Here is a 24,623-nt window from a genome sequence, read left to right on the forward strand (position 1 = left end):
GGGAAAAAGATCCCGCAGCGAGGAAGCCGCTGAGGTTCCGCTACCCGACCACCAAAGCAACACGAGCCGTGGAAGCACTCAGTAAAAAAGACCTTCCACCGCACCACAGCAACCACACGCCCAAACCGGGGAAGGCCCTAAAACCCCCACCTCACGCCAGGCGACACCCCGTCGCCCCCGATCAAGCCCCCGGATCAAGCTCGCGAGCAACCGCGCGAACCACTTCGCCGATGCGCTTGGAGACCTTGCGGTCGGGGTACTTCCCGTGGCGCAGATCGGGCAGCACCTTCAGCTCCAGCAGTTTGATCATGTCGTCGACCATCCCGTGGAGTTCGTCCGCGGGGCGGCGCCGGGCCTCGACGACCGACGGTGGCGGGTCCAGCAGCTGGATCCGCAGCGCCTGCGGTCCGCGGCGGCCCTGCGCCATGTCGAAGTCGACGCGTTGACCGGTCTTGAGCGATTCGACGTCGGACGGCAACGCGGAGGACCGCACGTACACGTCCTCCCCACCGTCCTGGGTCACGAAGCCGAAGCCCTTGTCCGCGTCGTACCACTTGACCCTGCCGGTCGGCACTGTCCTCACCGTTCCCTGTCGATGCCCTGCCCGCGCGCTCCGCCTCGGAGCCCGAAGCGGGCGAGCCGGAAGCGAGCGGGTCCCTCTGGTCGTCATCGTGCGTCGTGCGGAGGCCGCGATCCGGCCCTAGCACAACAAAAACGCCCCGGAACACCACACTGCCAAGCGTTCCCAGGACGCGTCAGCTTAAGGGTACCCGCCCGGAACAAGACATCACCGCCCCTTTCGCCCAGCGCCGCCCGCCCACCGGCCCGCAGCGCCGTGCGCAGGCATTTCGTCGGAGCTCCTGCGCTGCGGCGGTCGAGCACCACCCGGTCGGCCGCGTCCGCGGGCGAGGTTCCGCCCACACCCGGTCCGAGCGGGTGCCCGCAGCGCTTACGCTGATCGGCATGAGCGCCGCGCCGTCCCGATCGTTCGTGCTGCCGCTCGCGGTGGGCCTGTTCGCCGCGGGCGTGCTCGCGGTGGTCGTGGTGTTCGGGCTCTACGCGACGGGCATCGCGGACCTGCCGCTGTGGTTGAACCTGGCGACGCTGCTGGCCCCGCTCGGGTTGATCGTCGGCGTCGTGGGGGCCGTGGCCCGCACCCGCGGCCGCTGATCAGCCGGCGCGCGCGGCGAGCCAGGCCGGGAACTCGGTGAGGTCGGCGAACACCACGTCGGCGCCCGCTTCGACGAGCTCGTCGGCCCGGTAGGGACCGGTCGCGACGCCCACCGCCACGGCACCGGCGGTCTTCGCGCCGACGATGTCGCCGAGGTGGTCGCCGACGTAGATCGCGGCGCCTTCGTCGATCAGCACGTCGCCCTTGGCGGCGGCGAACACGTCGCCCGCGAGCCGGTCCACCTGCCAGTCGAGGGCTTTCAGGTGCAGTTCCGCGTTGCGCTCGAACTTCCCGGTGACGACGAGCGCGCGACCGCCGTGGGCGCGCACCGCCGCCAGCGCTTCGTCCGCGCCGGGCATCGGCCGGGTCACCGGGATGACGACGTCCGGGTACAGCTCCCGGAACCGGGTCACGAGGCGGTGCACCAGCGGTTCGTCGAAACCGTAGGTGCGCAGCACGTCGGGCAGCGGCGGGCCGAGGTTGGCGGCGAAGTGCTCGCCGTCGACCGGCACCCCGAACTCGTCGCGCAGCCGATCGAATACGGCGATCATGCCTGGCCGGGGGTCGATGAGGGTCAGGTCGAGGTCGAATCCGACGGTCGCAGGAGTCACTGGTGCAGGCTAACGGGGGAATGCGGGAGCCCGTCCGCCCTTGACGCGGAACTCTGTGGTACCGAAAATCGCTGTGTAACTTGACTCACACATCTCGGGCGAGCTGGAGCAGGCCAATGACGACCACCACGCACAGCAGCAAGCACCGCGACGACTTCCACTCCCTGCGCCCCGGCGGCCTCAACTGGGACTCCCTGCCGCTGCGGCTGTTCACCAAGGGCAACGCCAAGTTCTGGAACCCCGCCGACCTCGACTTCACGCAGGACGCGAAGGACATGGCGGGGCTCACCTTCGACGAACGGCGCAGCGTCGCCGGGCTCTGCGCCGAGTTCATCGCCGGAGAGGAAGCGGTCACCCAGGACCTGCGCCCGTTCCTGTCCGCGATGGCCGCCGAAGGCCGGTTCGGCGACGAGATGTACCTGACCCAGTTCATGTACGAGGAGGCCAAGCACACCCAGGCCTTCCGGCTGTGGATGGACGCGGTCGGCCTGCACGAGAACCTCAACGAATACGTCGACGACAACCCCGGATACCGCACGATCTTCTACGACGTGCTGCCGACCGTGCTGCACGCGCTGGACACCGATCCGGGTCCGCGCAACCAGATCCGGGCGTCGGTGACCTACAACCACGTCGTCGAGGGTTCGCTGGCGCTGACCGGGTACTTCGCGTGGAACAAGATCTGCCGCGGCCGGGGCCTGTTCCCCGGCATGCAGAAGCTCATCGGGCGCATCGGCGACGACGAGCGCAGGCACATGGCGTGGGGCACGTTCACCTGCCGGCGCCACGTGGCCGCGGACGAGAAGAACTGGGACCACGTCGACGAGATGATGCAGGAGCTGCTGCCGCACGCGATGGAGCTCATCCAGTGGGTCCCCGCGGACGCGCCCGAGGTGCGGCCGTTCGAGCTCAACACCGACGAGCTGCTCACCTACGCCACGGACCGCGCGAGCCGCCGCCTCGGCGCGATCTCCTCGGCGCGCGGCACTCCCCTGGCCCAGATCGACGTGGACGCCTCCCCGGAGCGGTTGGAGGACCAGTTCGGCGCCGAAGACGAAGCGGAACTCGCCAAGGCCTGACCGCACCCACCACCCGGATGCACCGCTCGGGGCCCCGCAATCTCGCGAGAGATCGCGGGGCCCGAAGCTGTCCACGCCCCTGAAACCCTTGTTGCGCACCGACGACGCCGATGCGGCGGCGAGGCGCCCGTTCACCTTCTCGCGAAGGTGAACGGGTTCTCCACACCGGAACGAGGTGTGGACAGGTCAGCCGGTGCCCAGGTCAGTCGTCCAGGCCGAGGAGGGTCTTCGCCTGCTGGCGCATCTCGACCTTGCGGATCTTGCCGGTGACGGTCATCGGGAAGTCGTCGACCACGTGGACGTAGCGGGGGATCTTGTAGTGCGCGAGCTTGCCGGTGCAGAACTCGCGCAGCGCTTCGGCGGTGAGCTCCGGCGCCCCGGCGCGCAGCCGCGCCCACACCATCAGCTCCTCGCCGTAGCGCGCGTCGGGAACCCCGATGACCTGCGCGTCCACGATGTCCGGGTGGGTGTAGAGGAACTCCTCGATCTCCCGCGGGTACACGTTCTCGCCGCCGCGGATCACCATGTCCTTGATCCGCCCGGTGATGCTGACGTACCCGGCGGAGTCCATCACCGCGAGGTCGCCGGTGTGCATCCAGCGGGCGCTGTCGATCACTTCGGCGGTCTTGTCGGGCTGTTCCCAGTAGCCCAGCATCACCGAGTAACCGCGGGTGCACAGCTCCCCCGATTCACCGCGCGGCACGGTGAGCCCGGTGACGGGGTCGACGACCTTGACCTCCAGGTGCGGCCCGACCCGGCCGACGGTGGACACGCGGCGGTCCAGCGAGTCGTCGGCGCGGGTCTGCGTGGACACCGGCGAGGTCTCGGTCATGCCGTAGCAGATGGACACCTCGGTCATGCCCATCCGGTCGATGACCTGCTTCATCACTTCCGCCGGGCACGGCGAGCCGGCCATGATGCCGGTGCGCAGCGAACTCAGGTCGAAGGTGTCGAAGTCCGGGTGGTCGAGCTCGGCGATGAACATCGTGGGCACCCCGTACAGCGAGGTGCAGCGCTCGGCGGAGACCGCCTCCAGCGCCGTGCGAGCGTCGAACCCCTCGGACGGGATGATCATCGCCGCGCCGTGGCTGGTGCAGGCGAGGTTGCCCATAACCATGCCGAAGCAGTGGTAGAAGGGCGGCACGATGGCGACCCGGTCCACTTCGGAGTAGCCGCAGAGCTCCCCGACGAAGAAGCCGTTGTTGAGGATGTTGTGGTGCGACAGCGTCGCGCCCTTCGGGAACCCGGTGGTGCCCGAGGTGTACTGGATGTTGATCGGATCGTCGGCGCCGAGCTCGGCCTGCGCCGCCGCCAGCCGCTCCGGATCCCCCGCCCGGCCGCGCTCGAACAGCGCGTCCCAGGTGGCGTCGTCGAACAGCACGACCTGCTCCAGGCCGGGGCAGTTCGGGCGCACCTGCTCGATCATCTCGGTGTACTCGGAGGTCTTGAACCGCTGCGCCGACACCAGCATCCGCACCCCGGCCTGGTTGAGCACGAACTCCAGCTCGTGCAGCCGGTACGACGGGTTGATGTTGACCAGGACCGCGCCGATCTTCGCCGTCGCGTACTGGGTGAGCGTCCACTCCGCCCGGTTCGGCGCCCACACCCCGACCCGGTCGCCCTTGCCGATGCCCGCCTCCAGCAGGCCGACGGCGAGCGCGTCCACGTCCGCGACGAACTCGCGGTAGGTCCAGCGGCGTCCTCGGGCGTGCTCCACCAGCGCGTCGGAATCCGGGACGCGGGCGGCGACGCGGTCCAGGTTGGCGCCGATGGTGTCGCCGAGCAGCGGCACCTCCGAGATTCCGGAGTCGTAACTGGATTCTGCTGGTCGAACGGTGTCCACAAGTGCCCTCCCCGACGCTGGGTATGACGCAAGGCACTCATGATTGCGCCCGAGCCGCAAAAAATCGAGGGGTCCCGGAGCCTCCGCTTCCGCCCGCCGGGTACGGCGTCGTCCGGCCTACTCGCCGCGGTGCTTGCGGCTGATCGGCCGGAAGGCGAGGAAGTACGCCAGCACCCCCACCGGCGGCGCGAGCCACAGGTTGCCGAGCCCGAACCGGAGTCCGTCCGGGTGCAGCAGCACCGACACGGCCAGGTTCAGCGCCGCGACCGCCACCGCGACGGACACCGCGGCGACCATCGGGTGGTCCACGATCCACCGGTCGATCTTGCGCATGTCCCCACCTTCCTCGATCGTGTCAGGCCGCGGGGCCCGGCGGCAGCTGCACGGTCATGATCAGCTCGCAGGTCCGCTCGCCCGCGCCCCGGTAGGCGTGCGGGACGTCGCCGTCGAAGGTCGCGGTCCGCCCGGCCTCGACGACGTGCTCGGTGCCGTCGATGACCAGGACCAGCCGGCCCGAGGTGACGCTGAGCGTCTCCACCACCCCGGCCTGGTGCGGGTGGCTCGGGTACTCCTCGTCGGGCTCCAGCCGCCAGCGCCAGATCTCGACCGGCGTCGGAGCCGAGGTCGTCAGCACCAGCCGGGCCTCGCCGCCGCCGTCGCCCGTCCACAGCGGGGCGACCTCGTCGGCGTCCACGACCCGCACGCGCGCTTCGGGTGCGCCCTGCATCAGCGCGGACACCGAGATGCCGAGGGCGTCGGCCAACCGGACCAGCGTGGCCAGGTTCGGGTTTCCCTGGGCCTTCTCCAGCGCGACCAGAGCGCCCTTGCTGACCTGGGCGCGACGGCCGAGCTCGTCGAGGGACAGGCCTGCGCGGAGCCGGGCGGCCCGGACGTTCTGCGCGACCGCCTTCAAGGCCACGGCCGGGTCGGACATCTGCTCACCCTCCTCACCGCCGGACCACTCGACTGCGCCGTGCGGTCGGTCGGTTGAACCATTCGGTCATTAAGATGTACCGTGCGGTCGTTCTGCTGAAGGATAGGAGAAGGACCGTGCTCGCTCTGCTGCTGGCCCTGGGCAGCTCCCTCGCCTACGGGTGCGCCGACTTCTTCGGCGGGCTCGGCGCGCGCAAGGCCCACGTGCTGCGCACCGTGATCATCGCGGCCCCGGCCAGCCTCGTCGTCGAACTGCTGCTGTGGCCGCTGCTCGGCGCCTCGTTCAGCACCACCGCCCTCACCTGGGGAGCCGCCTCCGGCATCGCCTCGGCCGCCGCGTTCGTGCTGCTCTACCGCACCCTCGCCATCGGGCCGATGAACGTGCTCTCACCGGTGACCGCGCTGGTGTCCGCCGCCTTGCCGGTGGCGGCGGGACTGCTGCTGCAAGGCGAGCACCTGTCCACCGCCGGGCTCATCGGCCTGCCGCTGGCGCTGGTGGCGGTCGTGCTCGTCAGCGCCGGTCAGCGCGGCGGGACGCGGCCGTCGCGGACCGCGCTGCTGCTCGCGTGCGGAGCCGGGGCCGCCATCGCCCTGCAATTGATCTTCCTGCACCAGACGCCCGCCGACAGCGGGGTGGCGCCGCTGATCGTGGGCCGCGCCGTCTCCTCGGCGATCACCCTGACCGCGGCGGCGGTGCTGCACCGGGGCCTCGGCCCCGAACGGCCCGCGCACGCGATGTCGGCGGCGGCCGGAGCGCTGGACTCGGCGGCGAACCTGCTGTTCCTGCTCGCCGCGCGCAGCGGGGACCTCGCCGTCGTCGCCGTGATCGTCGCGCTCTACCCCGTCAGCACCGTGCTGCTCGCCCGCGGCGTGCTGGCCGAGCGGATCCACCGCGGCAGGCTCCTCGGCCTGGGCGTCGCCGCCGTCGCCGTGAGCCTGCTCGCCCTGCCCTGAGCCGTAGGCTGCCGGAGTGCGCATCTACGTCGTGGACTCCTTCACCGAAACCCCGTTCAGCGGCAACCCGGCCGGAGTGGTGCTGCTCGACGCGCCCGCCTCCGAAACGTGGATGCGGTCCGTGGCGGCCGAGATGAAGCACGCCGAGACGGCGTTCGTGGTGCTCGACGGCACCGAGCCGAAACCGCTGCGCTGGTTCACCCCCACCACCGAAGTCGACCTGTGCGGGCACGCCACGCTCGCGACCGCGCACGTGCTCGGCGGTGACCAGCGGTTCAGCACCCGCAGCGGCGAGCTGATCTGCACCGACGCCGGTGACGGCTGGATCGGGCTGGACTTCCCGGCGAGCGCGCCGACCCCGGCGGACGGTCCCGCCGACCTGGCGGCGGCGTTGCCCGGCACGACCGTGCGGGCGGTGCTGTCGACCTCCGACGACCTGCTCGTGCGGGTCGGCTCGGCAGCCGAAGTGCGCGCGCTGGAACCGGACCTGGAGCGCATCGGCGCCTGGGCGCGCCGGGGCGTGATCGTCACCGCCGAAGGCGACCGGGACGGGGTCGACTTCGTCAGCCGGTTCTTCGCCCCCGCCTCCGGCATCCCGGAGGACCCGGTCACCGGCTCCGCGCACTGCAAGCTGGCCCCGTACTGGGCGGCCGAGCTGGGGCGGGCGGGCGCGGAACTCGTCGGCGAGCAGGCCTCGGCGCGCGGCGGCTTCGTCCGCGCCACCCCGAACGGCGACCGCGTCGGCCTGCGCGGCAGGGCCGTCACCGTCCTCGAAGGCGACCTCAGGGTCTGAGGGAAAGCCCAGGGGAGCACCTGAGCCGCCAGCCGGATGATCATGGCAAGCTCGGGGGCATGCAATTGCTGCTGAACGTGATCTGGTTGATCTTCGGCGGGCTGTGGCTGGCCCTGGGCTACGCCGTGGCGGGCGTCGTGCTGGGCATCACGATCATCGGGATCCCGTTCGCCATCGCCTCGTTCCGGATGGCGAACTTCGCGCTGTGGCCGTTCGGGCGCCGACTCGTCGACGAGCCCGACGCGGGCGCGTTCTCCTCGATCGGGAACGTGCTGTGGCTGCTGCTGGCCGGCTGGTGGCTCGCGCTCGGGCACATCGTCACCGGCATCGCGCAGTGCGTCACGATCATCGGCATCCCGCTGGGCATCGCCAACTTCAAGCTGATCCCGGTGTCGCTGTTCCCGCTGGGCAAGCAGATCGTCGACTCCGACGACCGCCTGCCCACCCGAGGCTGACCAGGTGAACGGCCCGTCCGGCCGGACGGGCCGTTCACGTCGGGACTCAGGCGCCGAAGGGGTCGGCGGTGTTGCCGACGAGGTCCCCGACCGAGTTGATCACCTTCGTGGGGCGGTACGGGAAGAGCTCCGCGGTGTTCTCGTCGGAGATCCCGGTGAGCACCAGGATCGTCTGCAGGCCCGACTCCAGGCCGGAGCGCACGTCGGTGTCCATCCGGTCGCCGATCATCAGCGTGTTCTCCGAATGCGACCCCAGCGCCCGCAGCGCCGACCGCATCATCAGCGGGTTCGGCTTGCCCACGTAGTACGGCGCCCTGCCCGTCACCCGTTCGATCAGCGCGGCGACCGCACCGGTCGCGGGCAACGTGCCCTCCCTGCTCGGACCCTTCTCGTCCGGGTTCGTGGCGATGAACCGCGCACCGCCCTCCACGAGCCGGATCGCCTTCGTGATCGCCTCGAAGCTGTAGGTGCGGGTCTCGCCCAGGATCACGTAGTCCGGGTCGCGGTCGGTGAGCACGTAACCGATGTTGTGCAGCGCGGTCGTCAAACCGGATTCGCCGACGACGTGCGCGCTGCCACCCGGACGCTGCTTCTCCAGGAACTGGGCCGTCGCCAGCGCGGACGTCCAGATCGCCGACTCGGGGATGTCCAGGCCGGTGCGGTGCAGGCGGGCCCGCAGATCTCGCGGGGTGAAGATCGAGTTGTTCGTGAACACCATGAACGGCCGCCCCTGCTCGCGCAGCTCGGCGAGGAACCGGTCGGCTCCCGGCACCATGTGCTCCTCGTGCACGAGCACGCCGTCCATGTCCATCAAGTACGTCCAGGGCGTTTCCTCAGTCACGCCCCAGATGATCCTCCGGACACCGGGTGGATGGCTACTTCGGCGGCCTTAACCACGAAAAACACGTCATCACCTGCGGACATCCCCAGGTCGGCGACGGCGGCGGGGGTCACGTCGGCCGCCAGCACCACCGGATCCGGCGTGCGCGTCTCGGCGCGCAACCGCACCACGTCACCGCGCGGCTCCAGCGCGTTGATCCGCACCGGCACGGCGTTGCGCGGGCTGGCGTGCGGGCGGTCCCGGTGCACGGCCACCGCCGACGGCGAGAACACCGCCGCCGCCTGCTCCCCCGGTTCCAGCTTCCCCGGCTCCAGATCCTCCGCGGTGCGGCCGGTGACGGGGATGCCCGCGAAGACGAGCCCGCCGTCGGAGGCGGCGCCGGTGAGCAGGTTGAGCCCGGCGATGCGGGCCGTGAACGCCGCCGCCGGCCGGGTCAGCACCCGGCGCGTCGGCCCTTGCTCGATGATCCGCCCGTCCACCAGCACCGCGACCCGGTCGGCCAGCACCACGGCGTCGAGCACGTCGTGGGTGACCAGCACCGTCGGCTGCCGCTGCTCCCGCAGCACCCGGTGCAGCAGGCCGCGCACGGCGGGCGCGGCGTCCACGTCCAGCGCGGCCAGCGGCTCGTCCAGCAGCAGCAGGCTCGGCGAGGCCGCCAGCGCGCGGGCCAGCGCGACGCGCTGCGCCTGACCACCGGACAGCTGCGCCGGTCGGCGCTCGGCGAACTCGGCCGCGTCCACCTCGACCAGCCAGCGGCGAGCCGTCTCCCGCGCCGCGGCCTTGCCCGCACCTGCGGCGCGGGGGCCGAACGCCACGTTCTCCAGCACCGACATGCGGGGGAACAGCAAGGCGTTCTGCGCCAGCAGTCCGACGCGCCGCCGGTGCGTCGGCACGTGCTCGGACCGCTCGGTGTCGCACCAGACGTGCTCGTCCAGACCCACCCGGCCGCGGTCCGGGACGAGCAGGCCCGACAGCACCGACAGCAAGGTCGACTTGCCCGCGCCGTTGGGGCCGAGCACCGCCAGCACCTCCCCCGGCTTCACCGCCAGCTCGGCGCCGAGGGTGAACTCGGGGCGGGCGAACTCGATGCGGGCGTGCAGGCCGGTCACGCGCGTCCCTCCACTGCCTTCGTCCCCGCCAGGCCGATCACCAGCAGGGCCAGCACCACCAGCAGCAACGACATCGCCACGGCGGCATCCACATCGGACTGCGCCGTGGTGTAGATGGCCAGCGGCAACGTGCGGGTGGTGCCCTGCAGGCTGCCCGCGAACGTGATCGTCGCGCCGAACTCGCCCAGCGCGCGGGCGAACGTGAGCACCACGCTCGACCCCAGCGCGGGCAACAGCATCGGCACCGTGACCCGCCGGAACGTCAGCCACGGGCCCGCGCCCAGCGTCGCCGCCACCTGCTCGTAGCGGGCGTCGGCCGAGCGCAACGCGCCCTCCAGCCCCACCACCAGGAACGGCATCGCCACGAACGTCTGCGCCAGCACCACCGCCGCCGTCGTGTAGGGCAGCCGGAGGCCCGCGTCGTCGAGCAATCCGCCCAGCGGACCCGTCCGGCCGAGCAGGTACAGCAGGGCCAGCCCGCCCACGACCGGCGGCAGCACCAGCGGGAGCAGCACCACCGCCCGCAGCACCCGCACCCCGCGCAGCCGCGCCCGCGCCAGCACCACCGCCAGCGGGCCGCCGAACACCAGCGACAACGCGGTCGCCACCAGCGAGGTGCGCACCGACAGGTCCAGCGCGTCCACCGCGGCCGAACTCGTCAGCAGCGCGGGCAGCCGCGCCGGGTCGACGCGGGTGAGCAGGCCGAGCACCGGCAGCACGATCAGCGCCAGCGCGAACGCGGCGGGCACCCACAGCACGGCGGGAAAACCCGCCGAGGGCGCGCGCCGCATCCCGTTCCGCCTCATTCGGTGCCGAAACCGTGCGCCGTCAGCACTTCCTCGCCGACCGGACCGCGCACGTAGTCCAGGAACCGCGCCCCCAGCTCCGGCTCCGGAGCGTCCTTGAGCGAGGCGATCGGGTAGTCGTTGATCGCGCGCTGCGCCTCCGGGAAGTCCACGGCCTGCACCTGGCCGGCGGCGGCCTTCGCGTCCGTGACGTAGACCAGCCCGGCGTCGGCCTCGCCCGCGGTGACCTTGCGCAGCACCGACTTGACGTCGTTCTCCTCGCTGGCCGCGTTGATCCGCAGCCCGGCCGCCTGCTCCACGGTCCGCGCCGCCGAACCGCACGGGACCTGCGGCGCGCACTGCACGACGAGCCTGCCCGGCGCGTTGAGGTCGGCCAGCGAGGCGATGTGCTCGGGATTGCCCTTGGGCACCGCGATCGTCAGCTCGTTCGTGGCGAACACCTGCGGCTCGCCACCGGTCACGCCCGCCGCGGTCGCCTTGGCCATGTTCTTGCCGTCCGCCGAGGCGAACACGTCGGCCCGGCGCCCCTGGGTGAGCTGCTCGACCAGCGTGGACGAACCCGCGTAGTCCAGCTGCACCCGCACCCCCGGGTTCTCCGCCTCGAACCGGCCCGCGAGCTCGTCGAAGGACTCCGTGAGCGAGGCCGCGGCGAGCACCGTGACCGTCCGCTCGCCCTGCGCCTGCTCCGCACCGCCCGTCGAACACCCGGCCAGTAACAGCGTGAACCCGGCGAATGCCGCGACAACTCTGGGTTTGACCACGTCAACCTCCCGGCGTCTCCACCACGACGGCGGTCGATTTGACCACCGCCACCGCCAGCACTCCCGGTTCGAGCCCCAGCTCCCGCACGGCCTCGGTGCTCATCAGCGACACCACCCGGTGCGGGCCGCACTGCAACTCGACCTGGGACATCACCCGGTCCGAGACGACCTCGGTGACCAGCCCGACCCAGCGGTTGCGGGCCGACCTGCCCACCCCGGAGGGGTCCGGCACGGCACGCGCCTGGTCGCGGGCGAACTCGGCCAGGTCGGCGCCGTCCACGACGAGGCGGCCGGAGCCGTCGCGCTCGGTGGGCAGCTGACCGCCGTCGGCCCAGCGGCGCACGGTGTCGTCGCTGACGCCGAGCAGTCCGGCGGCTTCGGAAATCCGGTAGTGCGGCACAGTCGAGCAGATTACTGCCGCAATCGCGGCGGAGACAGTGTCATCGAACACGCAACTGCGGTCCTTATGACGATCCGGTGTGGATTTCTGCAGGTGAGAATCCGCTGCGGCAGCGCGATAAAGCTCCCGCGACGATCGAAATACCCTTCCGGGCAGGGTTAGGCTCGAACGGTGACCGCAGTGGACCTGGGCATCCCGGCCGTGCGCCCCGCGACCGACACGTCGACCCGTCCGGACACCCCGGCCTTGATCGACCGATTCGGCCGCGTGGCCACCGACCTCCGCGTTTCCTTGATCGACAAGTGCAACCTGCGCTGCACCTACTGCATGCCCGCCGAGGGGCTGCCGTGGCTGAAGCGCCAGGAGATGCTCGACACCGAGGAGATGAACCGGCTCATCCGGATCGCCGTGGAGACCCTCGGGGTCACCAACGTGCGGTTCACCGGCGGCGAGCCGCTGCTGCGCCAGGACCTGGTGGACGTCATCGGCGCCACCAGCGCGCTGACCGGGAACCCGAAGACCTCCTTGACCACCAACGGGATCAACCTGCGCCGCTACGCCGACGCGCTGGTCGAGGCCGGACTGGACCGGGTCAACGTCTCGCTGGACACCCTGCGCGCCGACACCTTCCACGAGCTGACCCGCCGGGACCGCTTCGACGACGTGCTCGACGGGCTCGCCGCGGCGAAGGCGACCGGGCTGGAACCGGTCAAGGTGAACGCGGTGCTGCTGCGCGGCGTGAACGACGACGAAGCGGGCGACCTGCTGCGGTTCTGCCTGGCCGAGGGCTACCAGCTGCGGTTCATCGAGCAGATGCCGCTGGATCCGCAGCACGGCTGGGACCGCGAACAGATGATCACCGCGGACGAGATCCTGGAGCGGCTGGGCGAGGAGTTCACCCTCACCCCGCACGTCGCCGAGCGCGGCTCCGCCCCCGCCGAGCGCTGGCTGGTGGACGGCGGTCCGGGCACCGTCGGCGTGATCGGCTCGGTGACGCGGCCGTTCTGCGCGGCCTGCGACCGCACCCGGCTCACCGCCGACGGGCAGCTGCGGTCCTGCCTGTTCTCCACCACCGAGACCGATCTGCGCGGCCCGCTGCGCGACGGCGCCGGGGACGACGAACTGGCCCGGCTGTGGCAGGAGACGATGTGGGCCAAGAAGGCCGGGCACGGGATGGACGACGACGGGTTCGCCCAGCCTTCCCGCCCGATGAGCGCGATCGGAGGCTGACCAGCCATGACGGTGCAGTTCGACGGCGCCCCGACCGCGCTGGCGGTGCGGGTGCGCTACTTCGCCGGCGCCAGGGCCGCGGCGGGCGTGACCGAGGAGACCTTGTGCGTCTCCGCCGGTTCGCCGGGCCCAGTGCGGGCCTCCGACGTGATCGACGCGGTGCTCGCCGCGCACGACGAGCGGCTGGCGAACGTCGTTCCCGCCTGCAGCTTCCTGCTCAACGGGGTCGCGGTGCGCGACCGCTCGACCTCGGTCGATGACGGCGATGAGCTGGACGTGCTGCCGCCGTTCGCGGGTGGCTGAACGGCTGCGGCGATCGAGTTCTCTCCTTATTGATCCGCCCGCGCAGGCGCGCGTGCGCGAATACAACACTCCCCGGCGTGTCTGACACACTCCCCCGGGTGACTTCTCGGTGTGCGTTCGAGTGACTCCGCGCCGAGGTTCAGGGACCCGTCCGGCGACCGTCTCTTGATCTTCGAACCGGTCCCGCCGCCCCCTTCCCGATCTCATCGACTCGATCACTCGACCGAGGTCAACATTGACTCAGCGTCACATCAGTTGATCAGTGCGTGATCGCGAGATCCCGCCGATCCACGCCTGATCCCGACTCGATTCAGAGCGCTTCGGAAGTGACGAGCACTCAACGACGAGGTTTCCGGGGCACTGAAGAGGTGAGCCACGCCTCACTGACGGTGATCGATCTCAGCCCGGAAACGACTTGATAACGACGCCCTGATCAGCAAAAACGATCGAGATCGGACACCCCCGAGTCATCGTTACTGTGACGACCGTCACATATGCTCAGATTTCCGCTTCGGCGATCGGTTACGTAGTGTCGCTCTCCGGTCGGCCCCGAACCGATCAGCAAGGACCACGGAAGCCCGCAGCGCCGAACCCTGTCCGGCGGGCTTCTCACCCCCGAAAGAACACACCGGACAGGGGCGGGGGAACCACCACTGGGCGCCCCGAACGCCCTAGGGGTGAAGCCGGCTCCCGAGCCGGCCGGGCTGCCTCTCAGCCCGAACCCGACAGCTCACCTCGCAAGCGCGGCAGGAGAGGGAAATGACTCGCTACGAAGGCAAGCACCGCAAACCTTCCACCGCCGGCATCGCCCGCAACGCCGCCCGGCTGGCCATCGCCGGTGCCGTGGTCGCCGCCCCGATCGCGATCGCTGCACCCGCCAACGCCGCTGACTGGGACAAGCTCGCGCAGTGCGAGAGCAGCGGGAACTGGAGCGCCAACACCGGCAACGGCTTCTCCGGCGGCCTCCAGTTCACCCCGTCCACCTGGGCCGCGTACGGCGGCACGCAGTACGCGTCGAACGCCAAGGACGCCAGCCGCGAAGAGCAGATCGCCGTCGCCGAGAAGGTCCTCGCCTCGCAGGGCTCCGGCGCCTGGCCCGGCTGCACCTCGAAGACCAGCTGGACCAGCGGCAGCACCAGCAGCAAGTCGAGCAGCTCGGAGAAGAGCTCGTCCTCCTCGAAGAAGAGCGAGACGAGCTCCAAGAAGTCCACCAAGAAGTCGACCGTGAAGTCCGGCGGTGCCGACTACACGGTGCAGGCCGGTGACACCCTGGGCAAGATCGCCAGCCAGTACGGCGTGAACTACCAGGACATCTTCGAGCGCAACAGCAACGTGCTCAACGACCCGAACATGATCTTCCCGGGTCAGCAGCTCGACATCAAGTGATCATCCGGCCAGGTCGATGACCTGGCGTGGAGTCCGTAGTCCGGCCCGTTCCCCCGTGCGGGCCGGCTCGACTCCCAGACCCGGGACCCTGCCGCCTCCCCCAGCGGCAGGGTCCCGTTTCACTTTCTGGGGGGTCGGGGCTCGTTTTGCTTGGGTGGTCGTTCAGCGGAACCTCAGCGTCCTTCTCGCTGCGGGATCTTTTTCCCAAGTGGCTCCGCCACGAGGGAAAAAGCTGTCCTCGCGAGAAGGACGCTGAGAACCCGCGAGTGACCGAGTTTTCGACGTGGGCTATGCGCTTCGCGCATCCAGGCACGGCCTTCGGCCGCAAGGCAGGCATCGCTTCGCTCGCCCACTGCACGGCTTCGCCGCAAAGGCACGGCCTTCGGCCGGTCGGCGGGATTGGATTCGCTCGGCCTTCGGCGTTGGCGGGTTTGAGGGGATAGTGATCGGCGATCGTTGCCTTGTTGAGATCTGGATGTGCCTGGGACGCTCAAGGACGGCCGTCAGCTAGCTCGAAAGCGACGCGTGGTCATCCCGGCCTCGGGGCGCCGCACACGACGCAGAGACCGTCTCAGGGGCAGTTGACCCATTCTTCGGAGGCGTCGGCGAAGACCTGGCGCTTCCAGATCGGCAGGCGGCGCTTCACCTCGTCGACGAGGTCGGCGCACACCGCGAACGCCTCCTTGCGGTGTTCGGCGGCGACCGCGCAGGCCAGCGCCACATCGCCGATCCCCAGCAGGCCCACCCGGTGGGCCACGGCCAAAGCCCGGACCCCGTCGTGGCGACCGGCCAGTTCTGCGGCGACCTCCCGGATCACCTCGTCGGCGCTGGGGTGCCCGACGTATTCGAGCTCGGTGACGCCCCGGCCTCCGTCGTGATCGCGCACCACGCCGCCGAAGGTGACGACCGCGCCCGCGGCCCGGTCCTCCACCAGCCGCGCCACGTCCTCGACGAGCAGCGGGCGGTCGGCGACCTCGGCGAGCAGCACGGCCGCGTGCCCGCGGGCCGGGTCCGGAGCGGTCTCGGCGGCCGGGACGACTCCGCCGCCCGGCACGTGGTCACCGCCGTGGAGCTGGTCCACCGCGTGGTCGAGCACGCCGTCGAGCACGCCGAGCCCGTCGGCAACCCCGCCGCGCGATCCCGGCAGGTTGACGATCAGCGTCCGCCCGCTCACCCCGGCCACCCCTCGGGACAGCACGGCCGTCGGGACCTGCGGCAGACCCGCCGCGCGCACCGCGTCGGCCAAACCGGGGATCTGGTGGTCCAGCACCTCGGCGGTGACTTCGGGCGTGCGGTCGGTCGGGTTGATCCCGGTACCGCCGGTCGTGATCACCACGGTGATCTCGGCGGCCACGGCGTCCCGCAGCGCCCGGCCCACGGGCTCCCCGTCCGGCACGACCACCGGGTCGCCGACCTCGAATCCGCGCTCGCGCAGCCACTCGACGATGACGGGGCCGGTGCGGTCGGTGTACACGCCTGCCGCGGCGCGGTTCGACGCGGCCACGACACGAGCGGTGCGGGCTGGCATGGGCGGGGCTCCTTGCGGTCGCGGGCAGGCGCGACGGGGACGTCACGTCGCCGCGCCGACTCCAGCCTACGAGCCTCCGCCGACGGCGGGCCGATCAGTCCTCGCGAACCCAGGTGCCCGTTTTGCCGCCTTCTTTGCGCTCGACGCGGACGGCGTCGAGCACCGCGGCCGGGTCGACCGCTTTGATCATGTCGTGCAGCGCGAGACCGGCCCCGGTGACGGCGGTCAACGCCTCCATCTCAACGCCGGTCCGGTCGGTGGTGCGCACCGTCGCCGCGATCCGGACCTCCGCGTCGCCGAGGTCCAGCCGCACCTCCACGCCGGACAGCGCGATCGGATGGCACAGCGGGACGAGGTCCGGCGTCCGCTTCGCCGCCATGATCCCCGCGATCCGCGCGGTCGCCAGCGCATCGCCCTTGGGCAACCCGTCCCGCCGCACCAGCGCGAGGACTTCGGCGGTGGTGCGCACGACCCCGGTGGCCACGGCGGTCCGGGCGGTCGCCTCCTTCGCGGAGACGTCGACCATGCGACCCGCCCCCGACTCGTCCACGTGCGTGAGCTCGTCCTGCGCCATACCTCAGACCTTAGGAGCCCACCCGGACCCCGCCCGCACAGGGCTCACGACGTGGCGAGTCCGGGGTCAGTAGTCCAAGTCCTCCGCCATGGACCACGGCATCGAGGAACCCCCGTGCGAAGGCTGCTCGGTGCGGCCCGCGATGGCGGCCTTGCGGACGGCTTCGGCGACGGCCGGGGCGACCGTGGTGTCGAAGACGCTCGGCACGATGAACGACGGGTTGACCCGCTCCTCGCCGTCGACGACGTCGGCGATCGCGTTCGAGGCCGCGATCATCATGTCGTCGGTGATCTCGTGGGCGTGCGCGTCGAGCAGTCCGCGGAAGAAGCCGGGGAACGCGAGCACGTTGTTGATCTGGTTCGGGTAGTCGCTGCGGCCGGTGGCGACGACCTTGGCGTGCTGCTGCGCTTCCAGCGGGTCGATCTCCGGGTCCGGGTTGGCCAGCGCGAACACGATCGCGTCGTCGTTCATGGTGGCCACGTCGTCGCCGCTGAGCAGGTTCGGCGCCGACACCCCGATGAACACGTCGGCCCCGTTGACCGCGTCGGACAGGGTGCCGGTGCGCCCGTCCACGTTGGTGCCCGCCGCGATGGAGCGGAGGTTCTCGTCCTCGTCGCCGCGTCCGTCGTGGACGATGCCGTCGATGTCCACGGCGATGATGTCGGCGGGCTTCTTGTGCTGGAGCAGCCGGATGATCGCCGAGCCCGCGGCACCCACGCCGCAGACGACGATGCGGCAGTCCTCGATGCTCTTGCCGACGACCCGCAGCGCGTTGCGCAGCGCGCCCAGCACCACGATGGCGGTGCCGTGCTGATCGTCGTGGAACACGGGGATGTTCAGCTTGTCCCGCAGCCGCGCCTCGATCTCGAAGCAGCGCGGCGCGGCGATGTCCTCCAGGTTGATGCCGCCGTAGACCGGCGCGATGAGCTCGACCGCGCGGATGATCTCCTCGGTGTCCTGGGTGTCGAGGCACACCGGCCAGGCGTTGACGCCGGCGAACTTCTTGAACAGCGCCGCCTTGCCCTCCATCACGGGCAGCGCGGCCTCCGGGCCGATGTTGCCGAGCCCGAGCACGGCGGAGCCGTCGGTGACCACGGCGACCGAGTTCCGCTTGATCGTCAGCCGCCGGGCGTCCTCGGGGTTCTCGGCGATCGCGGTGCACACCCGCGCCACGCCGGGCGTGTAGGCGCGGGAGAGGTCGTCGCGGTTGGCGAGCGCGACCCGCGAACTCACCTCGATCTTCCCGCCGAGGTGGACGAGGAAGGTCCGGTCGGAGATCTTGCGGACCTTCACGCCGGGCAGTTCGCCGAGCCGGTCGGTGATGTCGCTGGCGTGGTCGGCGGACAGCGCGTTGCAGGTGATGTCCACGACGATGCGGTCGGCGTGCGATTCGACGACGTCGAACGCGGTGATGACGCCGCCCGCGCGGCCGATGGCGCTGGCGAGGTCGCCCGCCGCGCTGGCCGACGGCGGCGCCTCCACTCGGACCGTGATCGAGTAACCCGGACCTGGAACCGGCATGGCCACACCCCTGTCGCGCGCGAAGTTTCAAACTTGACCGCCGGGCCCGAAGCACACCACTCAGGGCTGAGGCAAGATCCGGCGCCCACCAAAGCCATTGAACTTCACCCGGCAGAGAAAAAGCCTAGAACTTTCTCAAGTGTGATCGACGTCCGGCACGGTTACCGACGGGTCGGTCTTGACAACGGGGCCCGGACGCACAACGGCCCCGGATCCGCCGAGCGGGATCCGGGGCCGGGAGCGGTGCGCGCAGCGGCGGACCGCTACTCGCACGAAGTCACTTGTTGATCTTGGTGACGGGGTGCTCGTACGGGAACGTGCCCTCGTCGAAGGGGAACGTGACGTCACCGAACGGCGACAGCGCGCCCTGCTTGTCGGCGACAAGCTCGCTGACCGGGTGCTCCCCGTCGCCCACGTGCGGCCACGTCGGGTCGATGCGGTCCTTCTTCGCGTTGCCACCGGCCACGGTGATCCTCCGGAAAGTCGTCGTGGGCGTACGACCCCCAGTTTGCCCGATCCGGCGGCGCGATCGAACCCCGCCCTACCTGATACGACGCGAATCACCCGACGCCGGACCGCCTGCTCGGCGCACCGGACGCCCGCCGTGCCTGATCACTCACGATCCGAGGGATGCGCAGGGGGGACTCGGTATCGTGGCGGGGATGGCTTCACTCGCGGACTCCCTGCGGGCACGCGGCGACGAGGACCTCACGGCCTTGCTGCGCATGCGGCCCGACCTGGCCACGCCCCCGCCAGCGGACACGTCCGTGCTGGCCACCCGCGCGGGGGTGCGCTCGTCGGTGGCGCGCGCCTGCGAGGACCTGGACTCGTTCGCGCTGTCCACCTTGGAAGCCCTGGTGCTGCTGGACGCGGATTCGGCGCCGGTCGCGCTGGACGCGGTGGCCGAGATGCTCGGCTCTGGCGTGACCCCGCAGCGGACCCGGCGGGCCGTGGAAGAGCTGCGGCGCCGCGCGCTGGTCTGGGGCGAGGACGCCGAGCTCGCCGTGGTGCCCACCGCGCGGGAGGCGCTGCCCGCGTTCCCCGCCGGGCTCGGCCGCCCCGCCGACGACCTCACCCCCGATGCCGCCGGCGCCGCGCTCGCCGAACTCGACGAGCAGGAGCGGGACCTCGTCAGCAAGCTCGCCGGCCCCAGGCCGATCGGGCGCACCAAGGACGCCGGGCGCGGGATCACCGCGGACGAGGCGACGACGCCCGTGCAGCGGCTGCTCGCGAAGGGCCTGCTGCTGCGCCGCGACGCCGAGACCGTGGAGCTGCCCCGCCAGCTCGCGCTCGCGGTCCGCGGCGACGACCCGATGGGCCCGGTGGAACCGGAGGAACCGCTGCTCGACCTCGTCGCCCACGATCAGGCCACGGTGGACTCCACCGCCGCCGGCGAGGTGCTGGAGCTGCTGCGGCACCTGGAGTCGCTGCTGCACCTGTGGAGCGAGGACCCGCCGGACGTGCTGCGCTCCGGCGGCATCGGGGTGCGCGACATCCGCCGCGCCGCCAAGGAACTCGACGTCGACGAGGCCCGGGTGTCGCTGCTGGTCGAGCTGGCGGTGGCCGCGAACCTCATCGCCGCCACCGACGGCGGCGAACCGCAGTGGACGCTCACCTACGCCGCCGACACGTGGCTCGCTTCGGGTCCGGAGCAGCGGTGGGCGCCGCTGGCGAAGAGCTGGGTGGACCTGCCCCGGCTACCGGGCCTGATCGGGGCGCGCGACGAGAAGGACCGGCTGCTGGGCCCGTTGTCCGAGGAGTTGCGCCGCCCGCTGGCGCCGCGCGACCGGCACCGGATCCTGGGCCTGCTCGACGAACTCCCCGGCGGTCACGGGGTGCGCGACGCCGACGAGGCGGCGGCCGTGCTGGCCTGGCGCGCCCCGCGCCGCGGCGGGCGGCTGCGCGACGACCTGGTGCGCTGGACGCTGCGGGAGGCGACGGCGCTGGGCGTCGTCGCGCTGGGCGCGCTGTCGAGCGCCGGGCGCGCGGTGCTGTTCGACGACGCGAGCACGGCGGCGCAGGTGCTCACCTCGGCGCTGCCGGAACCGCTGGACCACGTGCTGGTGCAGGCGGACCTGACGGTCGTCGCGCCCGGCAGGCTGGAACCGGAGCTGGCCGCGGACATGAACCTCGTGGCCGATGTGGAATCCGCGGGCAGCGCCACCGTCTACCGGGTCGGCGAGAGCAGCGTGCGCCGCGCGCTGGACGCGGGCCGCGGCGCCGACGAGCTGCACGCGCTGTTCCGCGACCGGTCCCGCACCCCCATCCCGCAAGGCTTGACGTACCTGATCGACGACGTGGCGCGCAGGCACGGCAGGCTCCGGGCGGGAACCGCATCGGCCTTCTTGCGCTGCGACGATTCGGTGCTGCTGGCAGAAGTGCTGGCCAGCCCCGGCATCGGCGAGCTGGAACTGCGCCGCATCGCACCCACCGTGCTGGTGAGCCCGCTACCGCTGGTGGAGGTGCTGGACGGCTTGCGCGCCGCCGGTTTCGCCCCCGCCGCCGAAGGCCCCGACGGCCAGATCCTGGACCTGCGCTCCGACGGCCACCGGGTGCGCGGTCGCGGCAAGGCCGCCCAGCAGCCGGTGCTGCCCACCCCGCCCGGCGAGGAGCAGCTCGCGGAACTCATCGCGCAGGTGCGCTCCGGTGACCGCGCGGGCTCGGTCCGCAGGGGCAGCGCCATGAGCCCCGAACGCGGCAGGCCCAGCGCCGAGGCGACCTTGCGCCTGCTGCGAGACGCCGCCGCGCAGCAGCGCAGCGTGTGGCTCGGCTTCGTCAACTCCAACGGAGTCTCCAGCCAGGTCGTCGTGCAACCCGTCAGCGTCGGCGGCGGAGTCCTGCAAGGAGTCGACAGGGGCAGCGGCGAACCGGGAAGATTCCCCTTGCACCGCATCACATCCGTAGCGGTCGTGGAGGACTGATGACCGGCTCGACTCCGTCGGGGGAGCGGGCCGTTCGACGGATGGGATCGGCGAAGAAGGCCTTCACCCCAGATGCGTGCCGGGACGTGGCTCCGGTTGAAATTCACTCGTCGTCGAGGCGGGCGTCCGCGCCGGACGACCGCCGCTTCGCCAGGACGATCACCGCAGTTTGAGCTTGTCGAGGGCCTTCGGGTTGGTCTTCGCGCCTCGGTTCACCGAGTGGGCGATTCCGTTGTAGACCAGGTCCCACAAGTCCCGGTTCGCCTGGATCTCCCGCAGGTTGATGGAGAGCTCGGTGCCCTTCCGGTCCGCGAGCTCCAGATCCCATGACAGGCCTCCGCTGGTCCCGACGACCTGCACCTTCGTCAGCTCGTACACGTCGACGTGCCCGCCCTTCACCGCGAACCAGTCGGCACCGGCGGAGATTCCGATCCGACGGCCCAGGAAGTACCAGAGCACCGGTGGTGCGGCGACGAAAATCCACAGCGCGGGCATCGTCCACATCCAGCTGAATCCCCAGTCCCGCAGACAGCCGAACGCGAAGATGAGGATGGAGACGAAGAAACCCCCGATGACCGAGTTCGTCACCGATCCCTGGTGCCATTCGAGCACCGGACCGCGCGTTTCGGGCGAGGCCGGGTACTTCGCCTTCGACGGGCTCCGGCGGTCGCCGCCGTAATCACCGGCAACCGGCGCCCTCGATGGACGCGGGTCACCCGTCTGCGGGTTCGGCTTAGGAGACACTTCAGGCAACTCTGATCGGCCTTCCTGGAATTGGACACTAAGACTGGTCAGTCCGGCCAGAACTCGTCAACCGCGAACCCAACCCCCACCCCGACGAGGCCACCGACCACAACCCCGACCGGGCCACCGACCGCAGCGCCGACGATCGCGCCGGACCCGAACGAGGCGCCACCACCGGCAATGGCCTGGCCTGGATCTTTCCCGGACTCAACGTCGTACCAGACACCGAACCCCGTGATCAGGCCTCCGACGATCGGCAGCTTCGAACCAACCTTGGTGGCACCTTTGAGAATGGGGCTTCCCGTCTTCACCGGCTTAGGCACGATCTTTGTGTCGATCGCCCTGATCCCCGCCTTCACCCGGTCCGGGAAGCGGTCGACCACCCTGGCCGCGCGGGTTGCCGCTGCGTCGTCCAGTGCGGCTTTGGCGTTTACCTCGTTGGTGACCTGGATGGCGATGGCCTTGGACCGGTTGGCGAAGCTGAGGTCGGTGCTCGCGGCGAGCTTCGACGCCCGTGCGGCCTTGTCCATCGCCACTTCGGCGAACTCCTTGAACTTGCTGGTCCGCACCGCCACTGCGGCGGTGGCACCGCTGGTCATGTCGGTGAGGGTCAGTGCCAGCTTCGCCGGGTCGAAGGTGCCGGACAGGAAACGCACCAGCACGTGCTGGGAATCGGTCTCCTTCTTCTTGGCCTCCTTGACGATCTGGCTCGCTTGCGCTTAGGCCTGCGCCTTCTTCTCGAAGGCCGCAGCCGCCTGGGCCGCTGCTGCTCGGTCCTGCTTCTGCTGTGGCGTGGCAGGACGGTCGGCGGGCAGCACCTCAGGCGTCGCGGGCGCTGGACCGGGTTCCTGGATCTCGTAGCCCTTGATCGCCAGTCCGCCTTCGGTGGCGACGTCACGGGCGCGCTGCATCTGAGTTCGGACGGTGCGCAAGTCGTCGGCGTGCGTTTCCAGCGCGCCGCAGGTGTCGGTCAACGATCCGGCCAAGTTGTCGACGATCTTCCCCGCCTGGTCGAGCACCGCTCGGAACGAGCCCCCCGCCTGCTCGTGCCAACCGGCCTCGGAATCGCCGCGCACCCCGTGAATCTCGTCGCCCGTAGTGTCGGCGTGCTCGGCCTGTCCGCGCAGCCAGCCGCAGGTCGCGGTCAGGCTGTCGGGGTCCCCTTTTACTTCGGTGTTGAGTCCCACGGCCTCCCCCTTCGCTAACGTGGCTGCTCGGCTTGCAGCTGCTGCGCTTTGAACGCGACCGCCTGCTCGTAATCGGTCTCGACGTAGACGGCGCGGCTCTCCGCCACGGCATCGCCCAGAGCGCCCACGTCCACGACGGCGTTGCCCAACGCCTCAGCCAGCACGGCGATCGCGCCGTCGACTGCGCCGGTCACCGCGCCGGCCCGCGTTTCCGGCGGTTCGGAAGCTCCGCCTTCAAGATCCGCACTCGCACCGCGCAGCTTCGAGGCGAGCCCGGCCAGTAGCGCCGGATCGGCGTGCAGCCCGCTCATCGCGTCCCCTCTTGGTAGCGGGTGCGACGCTCATCCACCGGCAGCGCCGCATCCCAGAGGATCACGTCCGCTCCCGAACGAACGCGGAGATCATCGATCTGATGTCCGCGCACCGCGACCCAGGCTTGTCCGTCGCCTCAGCCGTCCACGAGTTCGCGCAGCGAAGTGAACGCGAGCAACGCACGGTCGCCTTGCGCCGTGTCCCGAAGTTCCAGCGTCACTTCCTCGTCCTGCCGGGTGGTTCGCTGGGACGGCAGGTAGACCGTTTCCGGTACGTGTTCCTCGGCTTCGTCGGACTCGATGTGCTCGGCTCCGAACACTGCCGGTGCCGCCTGCTCGTGTTCCCGCATCACGTGCCGGTCGCCATAAACCACGAACGCGTCTCCCTCCCCTATCGGCGCGTCTCGCGCACGATATCGGCCGTACCAGGCGGTTTGCGGCGCCTCCCCACGCCTCACCTGATCAGCCCAGCGAAACAGTTCCACCGTGGTGTGGATCAGCTTCGCGGCGCGCATTCGCGATACGGGAACGCCAGCCCGTCAAGAGACTTCGGGGTCGATATCAGGGCCGATACCGCTGGTGAGGACGTCGGTTTCCACGCGGGAAGGAATGGGCGGGCCGACGGGGGCAGGATCGTCAGGGGCGGCCATGCGGGCTCCTTCTGCGGCGTAGGCGGGGAGCCCGGCCCTCGCGCCGGGGAACGCGAGGGCCGGGCGAACGGTCCGATGCCGGTCGGGGAAGGGGAGGCGACATCGGACCGGGTCTGGGGTCAGGTCGGCCAGGTCGGGGCGGAGCCCGCGGTCTGCTCGGCGGGGTGCGAGCCGAGGTTCAGGCAAGTCGCGCAGAGCTCGCGGAGGTCGCGCGGGGCATCGAGCCTGCGGTGTACCGGGCCGCGCACGAAGTGGCCGCACTCGCCGATCGCCGAACCGCTGCCGGTGATGCCGATGATGCGGTGCCAGTGCGGCTCGTAGGCAGCGGCCATCCAGCCGAAATCTCGCACGGTCACGCGAAACTCCTTTGTCCGCAATGCTTTCTCGGCTTGATCGAACTCGGATCAACGGCTCGGGATCACCCGAGGTGGATGCGGCTCCGGCGCCGGTGCAGCTCTCGCCAGTAGCGGCGAGAGCGCTGCCGAGCCCGCCATCTCGACCAGGTTTCGACC

At 70.8% G+C, this 24,623-nt stretch carries 29 protein-coding genes, 1 pseudogene and 1 riboswitch; of the genes and pseudogenes, 9 read left to right on the forward strand and 21 right to left on the reverse strand.

Annotated elements, in window-relative coordinates:
* Positions 1–181: 181 nt before the first annotated feature.
* Positions 182–574 (reverse strand): cold-shock protein, encoded by a 393-nt coding sequence (locus tag OOZ19_RS27590; protein WP_184483249.1) that lies wholly within the window; start codon positions 572–574, stop codon positions 182–184.
* Between the two features lie 389 nt (positions 575–963).
* Between OOZ19_RS27590 and OOZ19_RS27595 the strand changes: the two genes are divergently transcribed.
* A complete protein-coding gene (locus OOZ19_RS27595; protein ID WP_266093088.1) occupies positions 964–1,170 on the forward strand; it encodes a hypothetical protein in 207 nt (68 codons plus the stop codon).
* Here OOZ19_RS27595 and OOZ19_RS27600 read toward each other — a convergent pair whose 3' ends face one another.
* Positions 1,171–1,782 (reverse strand): HAD family hydrolase, encoded by a 612-nt coding sequence (locus OOZ19_RS27600; RefSeq protein WP_266093089.1) that lies wholly within the window; start codon positions 1,780–1,782, stop codon positions 1,171–1,173. It abuts the gene before it with no gap.
* A 116-nt stretch (positions 1,783–1,898) separates the two neighbouring features.
* On the opposite strand from OOZ19_RS27600, the gene OOZ19_RS27605 reads away from it, so the two are divergent.
* Positions 1,899–2,861 carry a R2-like ligand-binding oxidase gene (locus OOZ19_RS27605; RefSeq protein ID WP_266093090.1) on the forward strand — a complete coding sequence of 321 codons (963 nt, stop codon included), beginning with the start codon at positions 1,899–1,901 and terminating at the stop codon, positions 2,859–2,861.
* Positions 2,862–3,063: 202 nt separating this feature from the next.
* Here the strand turns inward: OOZ19_RS27605 and OOZ19_RS27610 are convergent, their stop codons facing one another.
* The 3 genes from OOZ19_RS27610 to OOZ19_RS27620 form a co-directional block, all read right to left on the reverse strand.
* The gene (locus OOZ19_RS27610; RefSeq protein ID WP_266093091.1) at positions 3,064–4,704 is read right to left on the reverse strand and encodes an AMP-binding protein; all 1,641 of its coding nucleotides are present in this window, start codon (positions 4,702–4,704) and stop codon (positions 3,064–3,066) included.
* 117 nt (positions 4,705–4,821) lie between these two features.
* Positions 4,822–5,037 carry a hypothetical protein gene (locus tag OOZ19_RS27615; RefSeq protein ID WP_266093092.1) on the reverse strand — a complete coding sequence of 72 codons (216 nt, stop codon included), beginning with the start codon at positions 5,035–5,037 and terminating at the stop codon, positions 4,822–4,824.
* Between the two features lie 22 nt (positions 5,038–5,059).
* Positions 5,060–5,638, reverse strand: coding sequence for a helix-turn-helix domain-containing protein (locus tag OOZ19_RS27620; protein WP_266093093.1), 579 nt, complete (start codon positions 5,636–5,638; stop codon positions 5,060–5,062).
* Positions 5,639–5,754: 116 nt separating this feature from the next.
* Here OOZ19_RS27620 and OOZ19_RS27625 point away from each other — a divergent pair, with 116 nt between their 5' ends.
* From OOZ19_RS27625 to OOZ19_RS27635, 3 genes are read left to right on the forward strand one after another with little or no spacing between them, the layout of a single operon-like run.
* Positions 5,755–6,591, forward strand: coding sequence for an EamA family transporter (locus OOZ19_RS27625; protein WP_266093094.1), 837 nt, complete (start codon positions 5,755–5,757; stop codon positions 6,589–6,591).
* A gap of 16 nt (positions 6,592–6,607) precedes the next feature.
* Positions 6,608–7,384: a PhzF family phenazine biosynthesis protein gene (locus OOZ19_RS27630; RefSeq protein WP_266093095.1), complete on the forward strand. Its 777-nt coding sequence runs from the start codon at positions 6,608–6,610 to the stop codon at positions 7,382–7,384.
* A 59-nt stretch (positions 7,385–7,443) separates the two neighbouring features.
* Positions 7,444–7,839 (forward strand): YccF domain-containing protein, encoded by a 396-nt coding sequence (locus tag OOZ19_RS27635; RefSeq protein ID WP_266093096.1) that lies wholly within the window; start codon positions 7,444–7,446, stop codon positions 7,837–7,839.
* 46 nt (positions 7,840–7,885) lie between these two features.
* On the opposite strand, the gene OOZ19_RS27640 is transcribed toward OOZ19_RS27635, so the two are convergent.
* The 6 genes and pseudogenes from OOZ19_RS27640 to OOZ19_RS27660 all read right to left on the reverse strand — a co-directional run bounded on the left by OOZ19_RS27640 (position 7,886) and on the right by OOZ19_RS27660 (position 11,756).
* The gene (locus tag OOZ19_RS27640; protein WP_266093136.1) at positions 7,886–8,650 is read right to left on the reverse strand and encodes an HAD-IIA family hydrolase; all 765 of its coding nucleotides are present in this window, start codon (positions 8,648–8,650) and stop codon (positions 7,886–7,888) included.
* A gap of 26 nt (positions 8,651–8,676) precedes the next feature.
* A complete protein-coding gene (locus OOZ19_RS30220; protein ID WP_416309514.1) occupies positions 8,677–9,285 on the reverse strand; it encodes a TOBE domain-containing protein in 609 nt (202 codons plus the stop codon).
* 69 nt (positions 9,286–9,354) lie between these two features.
* Positions 9,355–9,729, reverse strand: a pseudogene (locus OOZ19_RS30225) (ATP-binding cassette domain-containing protein); the annotation flags it as partial.
* 56 nt (positions 9,730–9,785) lie between these two features.
* Positions 9,786–10,580, reverse strand: a complete 795-nt coding sequence (locus OOZ19_RS27650) for an ABC transporter permease (protein WP_266093098.1) — start codon at positions 10,578–10,580, stop codon at positions 9,786–9,788.
* Positions 10,581–10,591: 11 nt separating this feature from the next.
* Positions 10,592–11,356, reverse strand: coding sequence for a molybdate ABC transporter substrate-binding protein (gene modA, locus OOZ19_RS27655; protein ID WP_416309512.1), 765 nt, complete (start codon positions 11,354–11,356; stop codon positions 10,592–10,594).
* A 1-nt stretch (position 11,357) separates the two neighbouring features.
* Complete coding sequence (locus tag OOZ19_RS27660) at positions 11,358–11,756, reverse strand: TOBE domain-containing protein (RefSeq protein WP_266093138.1); 399 nt, start codon at positions 11,754–11,756, stop codon at positions 11,358–11,360.
* Between the two features lie 171 nt (positions 11,757–11,927).
* On the opposite strand from OOZ19_RS27660, the gene moaA reads away from it, so the two are divergent.
* From moaA to OOZ19_RS27675, 3 genes are all read left to right on the forward strand, one after another.
* Positions 11,928–12,986: a GTP 3',8-cyclase MoaA gene (moaA, locus tag OOZ19_RS27665; protein ID WP_266093099.1), complete on the forward strand. Its 1,059-nt coding sequence runs from the start codon at positions 11,928–11,930 to the stop codon at positions 12,984–12,986.
* A gap of 6 nt (positions 12,987–12,992) precedes the next feature.
* Positions 12,993–13,289 (forward strand): MoaD/ThiS family protein, encoded by a 297-nt coding sequence (locus OOZ19_RS27670; protein ID WP_266093100.1) that lies wholly within the window; start codon positions 12,993–12,995, stop codon positions 13,287–13,289.
* A gap of 616 nt (positions 13,290–13,905) precedes the next feature.
* Positions 13,906–14,049, forward strand: a riboswitch (cyclic di-AMP (ydaO/yuaA leader).
* Positions 14,049–14,675, forward strand: a complete 627-nt coding sequence (locus tag OOZ19_RS27675; RefSeq protein WP_266093101.1) for a LysM peptidoglycan-binding domain-containing protein — start codon at positions 14,049–14,051, stop codon at positions 14,673–14,675. Its footprint overlaps the riboswitch before it by 1 nt.
* A 571-nt stretch (positions 14,676–15,246) precedes the next feature.
* On the opposite strand, the gene OOZ19_RS27680 is transcribed toward OOZ19_RS27675, so the two are convergent.
* The 4 genes from OOZ19_RS27680 to OOZ19_RS27695 all read right to left on the reverse strand — a co-directional run bounded on the left by OOZ19_RS27680 (position 15,247) and on the right by OOZ19_RS27695 (position 18,764).
* A complete protein-coding gene (locus OOZ19_RS27680; RefSeq protein ID WP_266093102.1) occupies positions 15,247–16,203 on the reverse strand; it encodes a molybdenum cofactor biosynthesis protein MoaE in 957 nt (318 codons plus the stop codon).
* Between the two features lie 94 nt (positions 16,204–16,297).
* Complete coding sequence (moaC, locus tag OOZ19_RS27685; protein ID WP_266093103.1) at positions 16,298–16,777, reverse strand: cyclic pyranopterin monophosphate synthase MoaC; 480 nt, start codon at positions 16,775–16,777, stop codon at positions 16,298–16,300.
* 66 nt (positions 16,778–16,843) lie between these two features.
* Positions 16,844–18,298, reverse strand: a complete 1,455-nt coding sequence (locus tag OOZ19_RS27690; RefSeq protein ID WP_266093104.1) for an NAD-dependent malic enzyme — start codon at positions 18,296–18,298, stop codon at positions 16,844–16,846.
* Between the two features lie 277 nt (positions 18,299–18,575).
* Positions 18,576–18,764, reverse strand: a complete 189-nt coding sequence (locus OOZ19_RS27695; RefSeq protein ID WP_184483282.1) for a hypothetical protein — start codon at positions 18,762–18,764, stop codon at positions 18,576–18,578.
* A gap of 196 nt (positions 18,765–18,960) precedes the next feature.
* Here OOZ19_RS27695 and OOZ19_RS27700 point away from each other — a divergent pair, with 196 nt between their 5' ends.
* Positions 18,961–21,219, forward strand: coding sequence for a helicase-associated domain-containing protein (locus tag OOZ19_RS27700; protein ID WP_266093105.1), 2,259 nt, complete (start codon positions 18,961–18,963; stop codon positions 21,217–21,219).
* A gap of 159 nt (positions 21,220–21,378) precedes the next feature.
* Here OOZ19_RS27700 and OOZ19_RS27705 read toward each other — a convergent pair whose 3' ends face one another.
* The 6 genes from OOZ19_RS27705 to OOZ19_RS27730 form a co-directional block, all read right to left on the reverse strand.
* Entirely contained in the window at positions 21,379–21,807 is a 429-nt protein-coding gene (locus tag OOZ19_RS27705; protein ID WP_266093106.1) for a hypothetical protein, read from the reverse strand.
* 203 nt (positions 21,808–22,010) lie between these two features.
* Positions 22,011–22,625, reverse strand: a complete 615-nt coding sequence (locus OOZ19_RS27710) for a hypothetical protein (protein WP_266093107.1) — start codon at positions 22,623–22,625, stop codon at positions 22,011–22,013.
* Positions 22,626–22,682: 57 nt separating this feature from the next.
* Entirely contained in the window at positions 22,683–23,150 is a 468-nt protein-coding gene (locus tag OOZ19_RS27715; RefSeq protein ID WP_266093108.1) for a WXG100 family type VII secretion target, read from the reverse strand.
* Between the two features lie 14 nt (positions 23,151–23,164).
* Positions 23,165–23,461, reverse strand: a complete 297-nt coding sequence (locus OOZ19_RS27720) for a Rossmann-fold NAD(P)-binding domain-containing protein (RefSeq protein WP_266093109.1) — start codon at positions 23,459–23,461, stop codon at positions 23,165–23,167.
* Positions 23,462–23,598: 137 nt separating this feature from the next.
* Positions 23,599–23,976, reverse strand: a complete 378-nt coding sequence (locus OOZ19_RS27725; RefSeq protein WP_266093110.1) for a hypothetical protein — start codon at positions 23,974–23,976, stop codon at positions 23,599–23,601.
* 254 nt (positions 23,977–24,230) lie between these two features.
* Positions 24,231–24,467 (reverse strand): hypothetical protein, encoded by a 237-nt coding sequence (locus OOZ19_RS27730; protein WP_266093111.1) that lies wholly within the window; start codon positions 24,465–24,467, stop codon positions 24,231–24,233.
* Positions 24,468–24,623: the final 156 nt, after the last annotated feature.

The organism is Saccharopolyspora sp. NFXS83 (genome assembly GCF_026241095.1).
In the GTDB taxonomy this organism is placed as follows: Bacteria; Actinomycetota; Actinomycetes; order Mycobacteriales; family Pseudonocardiaceae; genus Saccharopolyspora_C.